Origin of the sequence: Bradyrhizobium sp. 61, from assembly GCF_023073075.1 — a bacterium.
In the GTDB taxonomy this organism is placed as follows: Bacteria; Pseudomonadota; Alphaproteobacteria; order Rhizobiales; family Xanthobacteraceae; genus Bradyrhizobium; species Bradyrhizobium barranii.
On the sequence record NZ_JADPIU010000035.1, the window covers coordinates 125,070 to 138,301 of the forward strand.

The following is a 13,232-nucleotide window of genomic DNA, read 5'->3' on the forward strand; positions in this document are numbered from 1 at the left end:
AGCAGGGGGATGAGGTGGAGATCAGACGAGACGATCCGACGGCGCCCTATGTCGCCGATTTGTTGGCTCATCATCTCGAGGAGCTGCGCAGCGTCATGGCCGAGCGCGCGTTCGCTCTGGATGCCACTGGCCTTTCGGCTGCCTCCGTGACCTTCTGGACGGCTTGGCAGGACGATGTCCTGCTCGGGTTCGGTGCGCTGAAGGAGCTGGATCATACGCATGGCGAGGTGAAGTCGATGCGTGCCGCGCCGGCTGCACGGGGCACCGGGGTAGGGCGCGCACTGCTGAGTCATATCATCGCCGAAGCCCGCAGGCGGGGTTACGTGCACCTCAGCCTGGAGACCGGCACGGCAGCCCTGCACGCGCCCGCCATCTCGCTCTACCGCAGCGCCGGTTTCGTCTCCTGCGCGCCGTTCGCCGACTATGAAGCAAGCCCGCACAACCAGTTCATGCGGCTCGACCTGACGGATTGAACTGGGCGCTTCGCGCTCATCACTCCTGCCTCAGGATGACGGGGTTGGTACTGCGGACCGCCGCGACTCAGGAGAGGCACGCTCCGTTCCCGAGACCCGCGCTGGGGCGCGCCGGAGCGGCTTTGAAATCTAAAGTTGTGGATTGGCATAATCACGAGGGTATTACAGTAAGCCAACCCGTGTCTTCCCGGTAACGATTGTGCTGTCTCTGCAACACTCATCTTGGATTAAACCCTTATCTCCGTCCGTTCGCATCAGCGCCGCTTTTTAGCCACACCCGAACATGAATAAAATCGCTCTAAAGTTTGAAGGGCATCGGCGGTCTTCGAAGGACGGAAAATCCCAAGGTCGATTCAAATCTTGGCTCTGATTTTTCGGGTCTGAAAGGGTTGGCCGGGGAAACTGGTTTGCGATGGACGCAAAGACCGACATCAAGCAGAGGCTGCCGAGCCGTCACGTGACGGAAGGCCCGACGCGCGCGCCGCACCGGTCCTACTTCTACGCCATGGGTCTGACCACCGAGCAGATCCACCAGCCCTTCGTCGGCGTCGCCTCCTGCTGGAACGAGGCCGCCCCCTGCAACATCTCCCTGATGCGCCAGGCCCAGGCGGTGAAGAAGGGCGTCGCGTCGGCCGGCGGCACCCCCCGTGAATTCTGCACCATCACCGTCACCGACGGCATCGCCATGGGCCATGACGGCATGCGCTCGTCGCTGCCGTCGCGCGAGTGCATCGCCGATTCCGTCGAGCTGACCGTGCGCGGCCACGCCTATGATGCGCTCGTGGGCCTTGCCGGTTGCGACAAGTCGCTGCCGGGCATGATGATGGCGATGGTCCGTCTCAACGTGCCCTCGATCTTCATCTACGGCGGCTCGATCCTGCCCGGCAATTTCCGCGGACAGCAGGTCACCGTGCAGGACATGTTCGAGGCGGTCGGCAAGCACTCGGTCGGCGCCATGTCGGACGAGGACCTCGACGAGATCGAGCGTGTGGCGTGCCCCTCGGCGGGCGCCTGCGGCGCGCAGTTCACCGCCAACACCATGGCGACCGTCTCCGAGGCGATCGGCCTGGCGCTGCCGTACTCGGCCGGCGCCCCAGCACCGTATGAAATCCGCGACGCTTTCTGCATGACCGCGGGCGAGAAGGTCATGGACCTGATCGCCTCCAACCTCCGGCCGCGCGACATCGTGACACGGAAGGCGCTGGAGAACGCCGCCGCCGTGGTCGCGGCGTCCGGTGGCTCGACCAATGCTGCACTGCACCTGCCGGCGATCGCGCATGAGTGCGGCATTAAGTTCGACCTGTTCGACGTCGCCGAAATCTTCAAAAAGACACCATATGTCGCGGATTTGAAGCCGGGTGGCCGTTATGTCGCCAAAGACATGTTTGAAGTAGGTGGCATACCGCTTCTGATGAAGACGCTGCTCGACAACGGATTTCTCCACGGTGACTGCATTACGGTCACCGGTCGAACGATCGCCGAAAACCTCAAAAGCGTTAAGTGGAATCCGCACCAGGATGTGGTGCACCCGGCAGACAAGCCGATCACCGTCACCGGCGGTGTGGTTGGTCTGAAGGGCAATTTGGCGCCAGAAGGTGCGATCGTGAAAGTCGCGGGAATGTCTAACCTGAGGTTCACCGGTCCGGCGCGATGCTTCGACCGGGAAGAGGACGCCTTTGAGGCCGTCCAGAACCGCACCTATCGCGAAGGCGAGGTCATCGTGATCCGCTACGAGGGCCCCAAGGGCGGTCCCGGCATGCGGGAAATGCTTCAGACCACCGCAGCGCTGACCGGCCAGGGCATGGGCGGCAAGATCGCGCTCATCACCGACGGCCGCTTCTCCGGCGCCACCCGCGGCTTCTGCATCGGCCATGTCGGGCCGGAAGCCGCCATCGGCGGCCCGATCGGGCTGCTCGAGGATGGCGACATCATCGAGATCGATGCGGTCGTAGGTACCCTTAACGTAAAATTGAGCGACCAAGAGCTCGCCCAGCGCAAGACCAAATGGAGCGCTCGCGCGACTAACCACACGTCGGGTGCGCTCTGGAAGTATGCTCAGCAGGTTGGACCAGCGGTCGGTGGGGCAGTAACCCATCCGGGCGGCGCGCACGAGAAACAGTGCTATGCGGACATCTAGGCGTGCCATAGTTGCGTTTGTGTTGGGGGCCGGAGCGCTGGCCGCGCCGGCGCTCGCCTTTGACGGTTCGGCCAGCAAGGACGCGGCCCTCCCGGTCGTGACCACCTTGCCGGGCGCCGCGGGTGCCGTGCGCAGCAAGGTGGCGGCACCGGCGACCACGCCCCAGGAAACCTCGCTCAGCGCCCTGCAATATGCCGCCGAAGGCGGTCATCCCGGCGCTCAGTTCAAGCTCGGCCGCATGTATGCCAACGGCGACGGCGTCGCCCAGGACGATGTGCGCGCCTTTGAATATTTCAGCCGCATCGCCAATGCGCATGCCGAGGACAGCCCGTCGGCGCCGCAGGCGCAGGTCGTGGCCAACGCCTTCGTCGCGCTCGGCCGCTACTATCTGAGCGGTATCCCGAACTCGAAGATCAAGCCGGATTCGGACCGGGCGCGGGAGATGTTCTCCTATGCGGCCTCCTATTTCGGCAATGCGGATGCGCAGTACGATCTCGCCCGGCTGTATCTGAAGACCCCGGACGCCTCGCGCGAGGATTTCCGCTATGGCGCGCGCTGGCTCGGCCTTGCCGCCCAGAAAGGCCAGCACGAGGCGCAGGCGCTGCTCGGCCAGATGCTGTTCAATGGCGACCGCCTGCCGCGGCAGGCCGCGCGCGGCCTGATGTGGCTGACGCTGGCGCGTGACAGCGCCGGTATCGAGGAAACCTGGATCAAGGAAAGCTACAATCGCGCTTTCGCCAAGGCCTCGGACGACGACCGCGCCATGTGCCTGCAAATGCTGGAACAGTGGGTGCAGGGCGTTCAGGGCCGCCGGTAGTAGGTACCCCCGCCGGGTAGGTTAGCCCGCGGCTGCGCAAAGCGCAGTCCGCTGGCGCAATCCAGCACCTCCAGGCATCGGCTCAAGCCGCCTCCAGATCCAGATCCGCCCATACCGGCACGTGGTCCGACGGCTTCTCCCAGGCCCGCACATAGCTGTCGATGCCGACATTGGCGAGCCGGTCGCTGGCCTGCGGCGACAGCAGCAGATGGTCGATCCTCAAGCCATGGTTCTTCTGCCAGGCGCCGGCCTGGTAGTCCCAGAAGGTGTAGAGCCCGGGCTCGTCGGTGACCGCGCGCAGGGCGTCGGTGAGGCCGAGGCCCAGCAGGGACTGAAAGCTCTCCCGCGTCTCGGCCTTGAACAGTGCGTCCTCGGTCCAGGCGGCGGGATTATGGACGTCGCGGGCATGCGGGATGACGTTGAAGTCGCCTGCGAGGATCAGCGGCTCCTCGGCCTTGAGTCGCTCCCTCGAATACTCAAGAAGCCGCGACATCCATTTGAGCTTGTAGGGATATTTCTCGGTCCCGACCGGATTGCCATTGGGCAGATAGAGGCAGGCGATGCGCAGCACCCCGTGCTTGAGCGTGACCACGCCCTCGAGGAAACGGGCATGGGCGTCCTCGTCGTCGCCGGCGAGGCCCGACTTGGTCTCGTCGAAGCGGAGCTTCGAGAGCAAAGCGACGCCGTTGAAGGTCTTCTGACCGTGGGTGACCACGTTGTAGCCCAGCGCCTCGATCTCCAGCCGCGGGAAGGCCTCGTCAACGCATTTGATCTCCTGCAGGCAGACGATGTCCGGCTGGCACTCCTTCAGCCAGGTCAACAGCAGGTCGATCCGCTGCCGGACCGAGTTCACGTTCCAGGTAGCAACTCTGATGGGCATTGGTGGGGCTCCGGGCAGGGGCCATCGTTAGAACAAACTGCAAACGCGCCCGTCAAGGACGCCGCAAAATCTCCCACAAAATTAACCCGGCTTAAGCCGGGCTCGGGCCATTGATACCGAAAAGGTTTTTCGAATGGGATGGCCGGACAAATCCATGAAGCAAGCTGAGCCGCGCGACGGCCTGATCGGCGCGTTCCTGTACTGGCTCGGCGGCTTCGAGATCGAGGACGGCCTGACCGCCGATCTCAGCGAGCGCGAGCTGCGCCGCATCCGCGCCAAGCAGATCGACGCGGTGATGCGCGCGATCCCGGTGACCATGGCCGTCACCATGCTCAACGTCGCCATCGTGCTGATCCTGTTCTGGGGCAGGGGCTGGAACGATTTCCTCGCGATCTGGGGCATGACCCTCGCCGTCACCGCCTCGCTTGCCGTGCGCGCGTGGCGGCGGTCACATCAAAACCCGCCGCAGGAAGCATCACCGCGCGCCGCGCGGCAGATGCTGCGGCAGGCGTTCTTCCTCGCGGCGATCTGGGGCACGCTTCCGCTCGCGCTGTTCAGCCGGGTCGAGCCGACCAGTCAGCTCATCCTGGCCTGCCTGATGGTCGGCATGATGTCCGGCGGCGCCTTCACGCTGTCGACCTTCCCGCGCGCGGGCCTCGTCTATCTCGCGACCGTGACGATGGCCTGCGCCGGCGCGCTGTTCCTGTGCGGCACCGGGCCGTATCTGCTGACCGCGGTGTTCCTGCTGCTGTTCGCGTTCTTCATGGCGCGTAACATCGTCTCGCAGGGCAATCTGTTCCTCGGCAATCTCAAGGCCCGGCTCGAGCTCGAACGTCAGACCGAGATCATCTCGCTGCTGCTGAAGGACTTTCAGGAGAACGCCAGCGACTGGCTGTGGCAGACCGACGCCGAAGGGCATCTCGTCGACGTGCCCCAACGCTTCGCCGAAGTGGCGCAGCTTCCGCTTCCGCTGCTGAAGGGCTCGCATTTCGTCGACGTGCTCGACATGCTCTGTCCCGACGACAAGAGCGCAGCCTACAACGTCGTCGGCCTGATGGAGCAGAGCGAGCCGCTGCACGAGATGAACCTCAAGGTCGTCGCCGGCGGCGAGGCGCGGCTGTGGTCGCTGACTGCGAAGCCGGCCTACGACCGCGACGGCCAGTTCCTCGGCTATCGCGGCTTCGGCCGCGACGTTACCGAGCGCTGGCGTGCGGAAAAGGCGGAGGCCGAGAGCCGCGCGAAGTCCGACTTCCTCGCGGTGATGAGCCACGAGATCCGCACGCCCATGAACGGCGTGCTCGGGCTTGCAAGCATGCTGCTGGAAACCAGGCTCGATCCGGAGCAGCACGAGGCCGTCACTTCGATCCGCGAGTCCGGCGACAATCTCCAGCGCATCCTCAACGATATCCTCGATCTGTCCAAGCTCGAGGCCGGACGCTTCGCGTTCGAGGCGATCGACTTTGCGCCGCGGGCGCTGGTCGAGACGGTTGCGACCGTCGTGCGCGCAGGCGCCAAGAGCAAGGGGCTCGCCGTCAAGGTCGAGCTCGACCCGAACCTGCCGCCGACGCTGCGCGGTGATGTCGCGCGGATCCGGCAGGTGCTGCTCAACCTCGCCTCCAACGCGGTAAAGTTCACCGACGAAGGCGAGGTGACGATCAAGGCCACCTGCCAGGCGCGCCGCGATCTGCTTGCGACCGTCGAATGGACCGTGACCGACAGTGGCATCGGCATCGCGCCCGAGAAGCTCGGGGAGCTGTTCTCCGACTTCGCGCAGGCCGACGCCTCGATCAGCCGCCGCTTCGGCGGCACCGGGCTTGGGCTTGCAATCTCACGGCGCATCATCGAGCAGATGGGCGGCACCATCGGCGTCACCTCGACGCCGGGCGAGGGCTCGACCTTCCGCTTCACGCTGGTGCTGCCCTGGAGCCAGGCGCAGGCCTCCGACCAGGCGGCGGGCAGCGACGAAGCGGACGAGCTCAAGGCGCGGATCGCGGGGCTCGACCGGCCGCTGAAGGTGCTGGTGGCCGAGGACGATGCCGTCAACCGCATGGTCGTGACCAAGATGTTGGGGGCGTTCGACGTCGAGCTGCGCGTCGTCACCGACGGCGTCCAGGCGGTCGAGGCTGCATCGGAGAGTGATTACGATGTCGTGCTGATGGACGTGCGCATGCCGGACATGGACGGCCTTGCCGCGACGCGGGCGATCCGCGCTCAAGGCGGGCGTTTCGAAGCCTTGCCGATCGTCGCGCTGACCGCCAACGCCTTCCCCGAGGACGTCAAGATCTGCCGCGAGGCCGGCATGTCGGATTTTTTGGCAAAGCCGCTGCGTAAGCCCGCACTCGCGGCCGCCTTGTTGCGCGCGCTCGACGGCAACATGATGTCGGAGGGCGCGCCGCTTCAGCCGGAGCTGACGCCACTCGACGTCGAGTGGACGGACGAGGAAAGGCAGATGACCGGCGTCTAGCCGGTCAGATCGAGAAGCTGGTCCCGCAGCCGCAGGACGGCTACGGGCGCGTGCGCCGGCAATGTAACGCGGCGCCGTTACAGTTTTCCATAGACGCGCCCGGCGACCGCCCTCAGGCGCTCGACCGAGCCGGACTCGGGATGCGGCTTGACCGGCGCGAACAGGATCGAAGCCTGCCTGCCGTTCTTCCAGACATAGATGTTGACGGCGTTGCCGTTGCCCTTGGTGCAGGAATGCTCGCCGAACGCTTCACTGCCGAGCTCGGGTATCGTCAAATGTTTGCAGGGGCCCGCGCGCTTCATCATGCCGATGACCGTGTCGCGCGACATCGCGATCACCGCGACGGTCATGGTATTGGCCTCGCGATCGAACATCATGCAGCTGCTGGCGCCGGTCCGCTGGACCGTCAGCGTGCTCTTGTCGAGAAAGCCGTCGGCATCGGCGGCCGTGAGCCACTCGCAATTGCCAAACCGCTCGCTGCTCTTGCTCACGTTGGCGATGGCAACGCGCGCGGCATCTGTGATCGGTCCGAGCAGCGCGTCGTCGGCACGCCGGCCGATCGGATAGACGCTGATCTGCAGAATGTAATCGCCGGACAAGGCGACGACCGAGGCTTCCTGGCGTTCCGCGCCGGCGGCGCTCGTTCCGCCCTGGCCTTCGTCGCCGGTCCCCGCGACCGCGTTCAGCGGCATGCGCTCACCAAGCGTCTTGACGAAGGTCGCGTACAATTCCCTGGCGCGGTCGTTGTCGGGATTGCGGAACACGGTCAACATCATCGTGTCGCCGCGCCCGCCCTGGTAGATGCAGCCGCGGCCGTCCTGATTTGAAATCAGTGACCATTTGAGCGCCGGCATCGCGCGGGCGAGCTCCTGGGCGCTGATGAACGGGCAGGTTTCGGCCGCGCGCGCGGGAAGCACCGGGACGGCTGCGATTGCAAGGAATAGAGCGAGGCAAGAGAACAGACGATCAATAATGCGCATTGGATAATTTAATACCGCTATTGGCGCCGCTGACGAGATTTAAGCTTTCTAGAATGATTGGACAGGGGCCGCTTCGGCGTCAGACTGTATCGGACCCGCCGAGCCCCCTTGGGGACCTCGCGATGATCGCAACTTACCCCTGATTTGCCCGACGCGTCAAACAGTTTTCGTAAAGTCCGAAATGCATCGCGCCGGCTCCCGGCTACTTTGCATGGGGTTGTTTTTCAGATTTTAAGTCGGGCTAGATCGAGAAGCTGGTCCCGCAGCCGCAGGACGCCGTCGCATTGGGATTGTTGACGCGGAACGAGGCGCCGATCAGATCGTCGACAAAATCGACCTGCGAGCCCGCCAGGAACGGCTGGGAGGCGGAATCGACCAGCACGACCGCATTCTCCTGCTCGATCACAAGATCGTCGTCGGTGCGGTCGCGGTCGATGTCGAACTTGTACTGGAAGCCCGAGCAGCCGCCGCCCTCGACGGAGATGCGCAGCATCGCGCCAGAACCTTCGCCCTTGAGGATCTCCCCAATCCGGCGTGCGGCGCGGTCACTGATGGTCACGTCAGTCGTCATAGTTCATCTCCGATAGTCCCGCGGTCATACCAAGTTCACTTGCCCAATTCATTTGGTATCCCACGTCCGGCATAGTTAAGTGCAAGCATACGCAGAATCAAATGGATAGGGACTAAATTCGTCGTGTCCGTCGGAATGGCAGCCCCCCGTGCGCCCTATGCCTGCGACCCCGACCGCAGCCGCGGCCGGCTGGTCGTGGAGCCGCCGAGCCGGACCCGCAGCCCGTTCCGGCGGGATTGCGACCGGGTGATCCACTCCACCGCGTTCCGCCGCCTGAAGTACAAGACCCAGGTCTTCGTGTTCCACGAGGGCGACCACTACCGCACCCGGCTGACCCATTCGCTGGAGGTGGCGCAGATCGCTCGCGCCCTGGCCCGGCAGCTCGGGCTGGACGAGGACCTCACGGAAACGTTGGCGCTGGCTCATGATCTCGGCCATCCGCCGTTCGGGCACGCCGGCGAGCGGGCGCTGGATGCCTGCCTGAAGGATTTCGGCGGCTTCGACCACAACGCCCAGACCTTGCGCGTCGTCGCGTCGCTCGAGCACCGCTATCCGGAGTTCGACGGTCTCAACCTGACCTGGGAGTCGCTGGAGGGCATCGTCAAGCACAACGGCCCGCTGACGGATCGCAGCGGCGCGCCGGTCGGGCCCTATCGCGAGCATGGCATTCCGGTCGGCATCGCCGACTACATCAAGACCTACGATCTCGAATTGTGGAGCTTCGCTTCGCTTGAGGCGCAGGTCGCCGCGATCGCCGACGACATCGCCTATGACGCCCATGACATCGATGACGGTCTGCGCGCCGGCCTGTTCCATCTCGATGATCTCAAGGTGATGCCGCTGACCGCGGAGATCATCGCCGAGACCTCAGCGCATTATCCCGATCTCGAAGACGTCCGGCGCGGCGCCGAGCTGGTGCGCGAGCTGATCTCGCACCTGATCGGTGCGGTGTATTCGGAGGCGCAGAAGAACCTCGCCGCCGTGAAACCGCAGTCGGCCCAGGATGTGCGCCGGCAGAGCCGGGCGTTGGTCACGTTCCCGGCGGCGGTTGCCGAGGAGGAGGCCGCCATCAAGCGCTTTCTCTATCAGCACATGTACCGCCACAAGCGGGTGATGCGGGTGATGGGGGAGGCGGAACAGATCCTGTTCGACCTGTTCGCAAAATACCTGACATCGCCCGGTGAGCTGCCACCGGAATGGCTGCTGGGGGCGGAGGCGGACAATGAGGGCGACCGGGCCCGCCGGATCGGCAATTTCATTGCCGGAATGACCGACCGTTTCGCCCTGACCGAGCACCAGCGGCTCTTTGACTCGACCCCGGATTTGCGTTAGGCGGCGGCCATGCCCGACACATCCTCAGCACTGCACCTGTTCGCCGACGTGCTCGCACGCGTGTACGCCGCCTGCCGCGCGCTCGCAGCGGACGCCAACTGGCCCGAGGGTATCGATTTCTCCCGCGTGGTGGTCGAGCCGCCGCGCGATGCCACGCATGGCGACATGGCGACCAACGCCGCCATGGTGCTTGCGAAAGAGGCAAAGGCAAAGCCCCGCGACCTCGCCGAGCAGATCGCCGAGCGGCTCCGTGCCGACGCGCTGATTGCCAAGGTCGATGTCGCCGGTCCCGGCTTCATCAATCTGACGCTGAAGCCGGCCGCCTGGGCCGAGGCGCTGCGGACGGTGCTGCGCGAGGGCGCCGATTACGGCCGCGTCCGCGGTGGCTCCAAGGTCAATGTCGAATACGTCTCGGCGAACCCGACCGGACCGATGCATGTTGGCCATTGCCGCGGCGCCGTGTTCGGCGACGCGCTCGCAAGCCTGCTCCAGTTCGGCGGCCACGACGTCACTCGCGAATACTACATCAACGATGCCGGTGCGCAGGTCGACGTGCTCGCGCGTTCTGCCTTCCTCAGGTACCGCGAGGCACTTGGCGAAAACATCGGCGCGATCCCGGAAGGGCTTTACCCCGGCGACTACCTGAAGCCCGTGGGCGCGGCGCTGGCGAAGGAGCACGGCGACAAGCTCCTTGCGATGAGCGAGGCCGAGTGGCTGCCGACGGTGCGCGCCAAGGCAATCGCGATGATGATGGACGAGATCAAGGACGATCTCGCCGCCCTCAACATCCGCCACGACGTGTTCTTCTCGGAGCGCTCGCTGATCGAGACCGGCAACAACAAGGTCGCCGAGACCATCGATTTCCTGAAGGCCAAGGGCGACATCTACGAGGGCCGCCTGCCGCCGCCGAAGGGCGCGCCGGTCGAGGATTGGGAAGACCGCGAGCAGCTGCTGTTCAAGGCGACGGCTTACGGCGACGATGTCGATCGTCCGCTGATCAAGTCGGACAATTCCTACACCTACTTCGCCTCGGATATCGCCTACCACAAGAACAAGTTCGATCGCGGCTTCGCCGAGATGATCGACGTCTGGGGCGCCGACCATGGCGGCTACATCAAGCGGATGCAGGCGGCGGTGAAGGCGACGACATCAGGCAAGGGCGCGCTTGACGTCAAGATCGTCCAGCTCGTGAAGTTGCTGCGCAACGGCGAGCCGGTGAAAATGTCGAAGCGGAGCGGGGATTTCGTCACCTTGCGTGAGGTGGTGGATGAGGTCGGCCAGGACGCCGTCCGCTTCATGATGCTCTACCGCAAGAACGACGCGGTGCTCGACTTCGACCTCGCCAAGGTCATGGAGCAGTCGCGCGACAACCCGGTATTCTACGTCCAGTACGGCCACGCCCGTGGCCACTCGATCTTCCGCAACGCCCGGGCCGAAGTGTTCCCGGAACTGCCTGAGGATACCGGCAAGCGCATCGCGTGGCTCGGCGAGTCGGCGGTGGAACGACTATCGGACCCGGTCGAGCTCGAGCTACTCAAGCGCCTCGCAATTTTTCCGCGCATGCTGGAGGCCGCCGCCGCGGCCCATGAGCCGCACCGAATTGCCTTCTATCTCTATGACTTAGCGAGCGAATTTCACGCACTTTGGACGAAGGGGCGCGATTTGCCCTATTTACGCTTCATTATCAATAATGATGCAGATCTTACAAAGGCGCGACTGGCCATGGTCCAGGGCGTCGTCTCTGTCCTGGCATCGGGCCTCGCCATCCTCGGCGTCCATGCTCCGGACGAGATGCGGTAGTTTGGGGCGAACTACTTAAGGGGAATTTTGGGGGTAACCGGCAGAAGCCGGACCGCTTAGACTTGGTTGAATGCCTTGTGGGTCGAAAGCCGCGCCTTGGTCGAGGGGCGCGCGGCTTTCCCGAAGGGACGCATCATCACGATGGCCGAACGATATCAGGACAGAACGTTTCCTTCCGATGGCTATGGTCGCGGTGGCGATCAGCATGGGAAGGCGGACAACGATCCCTTGGCCGAACTCGCCCGCCTGATCGGACAGACCGATCCATTCGCAGCGCAGGGACGGCCGAGCGCGCAGCCGCCGGCGCCGCCAACGCAGAGCTATCAGGACCACGACTATCCGCAGGACGACTATCGGCAGGATTATGCCGAGCAGGCGCCGCCGGCTCCGCCCGGGCCGCCCTCATGGATGCGGCGCGCCAACGTGCAGCCGCAGCCCGCGCCCGAGCAGCCCGACTATCCCGTTTCTGTGAACCCGGTTCATCCATTGCACCGCTATTCAGCCCAGCCGACCGCGCCCGAGCCTGATTTCCATCAGCCGCAGGCCTATCAGGACCACGCTAACCAGGATCAGGCCCATCAAGCGCAGGCCTATCAGGATCAGGCCCATCAGGGCCGCGCTCACCAGCAGCATGATCAGGCTTACCAGGAGCAAGCCTATCAGGAGCCGCATCAGCCGCCCGATCCGGCACGCTACGACGACGCGCTCTATGGACGGCTGGAGGGTGGCGAGCAGGATTATCAGCGCGATCCCGCCTATCCGGATGATCCTTACGCGTTCCAGAGCGACTATCCCGAGGCCGATCTCGACGAGCCGAAGAAGCCGCGCGGCGGCATGATGACGGTCGCGGCGATCCTCGCGCTTGCCGTGGTCGGCACTGGCGCGGCCTTCGCCTACAAGACCTATGTCGGTTCGCCTCGCAGCGGCGAGCCGCCGATCATCAAGGCGGACAACACGCCGACCAAGATCGTGCCGGCGCCGACCGACTCCTCGGCCAAGGTGCCGGATCGCATGGCGAGCGGCGATGGCTCCGAGAAGATCGTGCCGCGTGAAGAGGCGCCTGTCGACGTCGCTGCCAAGGCGGGCGGTCCGCGCGTGGTGTTCCCGCCACTGAACCAGAACGCGAACCCGCCGTCGGTGGCGAGCGTCGCGCCGTCCACGATCCCGCCGCCAAGCGCGGGTCCAATCCCGAGCAACGGCACGCTGCCAGCCAACACGCCGCGCTCGATCAGGACTGTGGCCGTGAGGGCCGATCAGACCGATAGCACCGCGCCGCAATCCGCAGCCGCCAAGTCGGCGGCAGCCGCACCGAAGCCCGTTGCCGCGCCCGCCGCACCGCCTGCGCCGCGCAATCCGCCGACTTCGGCCAATGCCAGTGCCAACCAGCCGCTCTCGCTTGCGCCGCAATCGACGCCGGTTGCGGAGGTGCCGCAGCGGATGGCTGCGACCAACCCGACGCAAATCACGCCCGCCAGCAATGGTGGTGGCGGCTACGTCGTGCAGGTCTCCTCGCAGCAGAGCGAGGACAGCGCGGCCGCGTCCTACCGGGTGCTTCAGAGCAAATATGGCAGCGTGCTCGGATCGCGCTCGCCGGTGATCAAGCGGGTCGATCTGACCGACAAGGGCAAGGGGGTCGTCTATCGCGCTTTCGCCGGACCCTATGGTTCGGCCGAGGAAGCGACGCAGGCTTGCAACAGCCTGAAGTCCGCTGGCCTGTCCGCCTGCTTCGTCCAGAGGAATTAACGGCCGTTTCCTTGACCCCCTCGCGGGGCAGGGTT

The 13,232-nt window shown here is 64.9% G+C and carries 10 protein-coding genes; 7 read left to right on the forward strand and 3 right to left on the reverse strand.

Features of this window, described 5'->3' with window-relative positions:
* Positions 1-14: 14 nt before the first annotated feature.
* The 3 genes from IVB46_RS10985 (at position 15) to IVB46_RS10995 (ending at position 3,427) form a co-directional block, all read left to right on the forward strand.
* Entirely contained in the window at positions 15-473 is a 459-nt protein-coding gene (locus IVB46_RS10985; protein WP_063983102.1) for a GNAT family N-acetyltransferase, read from the forward strand.
* A 412-nt stretch (positions 474-885) separates the two neighbouring features.
* Positions 886-2,610, forward strand: coding sequence for a dihydroxy-acid dehydratase (gene ilvD / locus IVB46_RS10990; RefSeq protein WP_247305303.1), 1,725 nt, complete (start codon positions 886-888; stop codon positions 2,608-2,610).
* Positions 2,597-3,427 (forward strand): tetratricopeptide repeat protein, encoded by an 831-nt coding sequence (locus IVB46_RS10995; protein WP_247305305.1) that lies wholly within the window; start codon positions 2,597-2,599, stop codon positions 3,425-3,427. Before ilvD ends, IVB46_RS10995 begins: the two co-directional genes overlap by 14 nt.
* Before the next feature lie 82 nt (positions 3,428-3,509).
* On the opposite strand, the gene xth is transcribed toward IVB46_RS10995, so the two are convergent.
* Positions 3,510-4,307, reverse strand: a complete 798-nt coding sequence (xth, locus tag IVB46_RS11000) for an exodeoxyribonuclease III (RefSeq protein WP_014495040.1) — start codon at positions 4,305-4,307, stop codon at positions 3,510-3,512.
* A gap of 133 nt (positions 4,308-4,440) precedes the next feature.
* Between xth and IVB46_RS11005 the strand changes: the two genes are divergently transcribed.
* On the forward strand, positions 4,441-6,771 hold the full coding sequence (locus IVB46_RS11005) for an ATP-binding protein (protein WP_247305308.1): 2,331 nt from the start codon (positions 4,441-4,443) through the stop codon (positions 6,769-6,771).
* Positions 6,772-6,848: 77 nt separating this feature from the next.
* On the opposite strand, the gene IVB46_RS11010 is transcribed toward IVB46_RS11005, so the two are convergent.
* Both IVB46_RS11010 and erpA read right to left on the reverse strand, forming a co-directional pair.
* Positions 6,849-7,751 carry a hypothetical protein gene (locus tag IVB46_RS11010; protein ID WP_247457588.1) on the reverse strand — a complete coding sequence of 301 codons (903 nt, stop codon included), beginning with the start codon at positions 7,749-7,751 and terminating at the stop codon, positions 6,849-6,851.
* A 241-nt stretch (positions 7,752-7,992) separates the two neighbouring features.
* Positions 7,993-8,322, reverse strand: a complete 330-nt coding sequence (erpA, locus tag IVB46_RS11015) for an iron-sulfur cluster insertion protein ErpA (RefSeq protein ID WP_014495044.1) — start codon at positions 8,320-8,322, stop codon at positions 7,993-7,995.
* A gap of 123 nt (positions 8,323-8,445) precedes the next feature.
* On the opposite strand from erpA, the gene IVB46_RS11020 reads away from it, so the two are divergent.
* The 3 genes from IVB46_RS11020 (at position 8,446) to IVB46_RS11030 (ending at position 13,197) form a co-directional block, all read left to right on the forward strand.
* Positions 8,446-9,654: a deoxyguanosinetriphosphate triphosphohydrolase gene (locus IVB46_RS11020; RefSeq protein WP_094184451.1), complete on the forward strand. Its 1,209-nt coding sequence runs from the start codon at positions 8,446-8,448 to the stop codon at positions 9,652-9,654.
* A 9-nt stretch (positions 9,655-9,663) separates the two neighbouring features.
* A complete protein-coding gene (gene argS, locus IVB46_RS11025) occupies positions 9,664-11,454 on the forward strand; it encodes an arginine--tRNA ligase (protein WP_247342733.1) in 1,791 nt (596 codons plus the stop codon).
* A gap of 141 nt (positions 11,455-11,595) precedes the next feature.
* Positions 11,596-13,197: an SPOR domain-containing protein gene (locus tag IVB46_RS11030; RefSeq protein WP_247305628.1), complete on the forward strand. Its 1,602-nt coding sequence runs from the start codon at positions 11,596-11,598 to the stop codon at positions 13,195-13,197.
* Positions 13,198-13,232 lie beyond the last annotated feature (35 nt).

Coding starts and splice junctions, on each gene's coding strand:
- ilvD (WP_247305303.1), top strand. CDS start 886: ATGGACGCAAAGACCGACATCAAGCAGAGGCTGCCGAGCCGTCACGTG.
- IVB46_RS10995 (WP_247305305.1), top strand. CDS start 2,597: ATGCGGACATCTAGGCGTGCCATAGTTGCGTTTGTGTTGGGGGCCGGA.
- xth (WP_014495040.1), bottom strand. CDS start 4,307: ATGCCCATCAGAGTTGCTACCTGGAACGTGAACTCGGTCCGGCAGCGG.
- IVB46_RS11005 (WP_247305308.1), top strand. CDS start 4,441: ATGGGATGGCCGGACAAATCCATGAAGCAAGCTGAGCCGCGCGACGGC.
- IVB46_RS11010 (WP_247457588.1), bottom strand. CDS start 7,751: ATGCGCATTATTGATCGTCTGTTCTCTTGCCTCGCTCTATTCCTTGCA.
- erpA (WP_014495044.1), bottom strand. CDS start 8,322: ATGACGACTGACGTGACCATCAGTGACCGCGCCGCACGCCGGATTGGG.
- argS (WP_247342733.1), top strand. CDS start 9,664: ATGCCCGACACATCCTCAGCACTGCACCTGTTCGCCGACGTGCTCGCA.
- IVB46_RS11030 (WP_247305628.1), top strand. CDS start 11,596: ATGGCCGAACGATATCAGGACAGAACGTTTCCTTCCGATGGCTATGGT.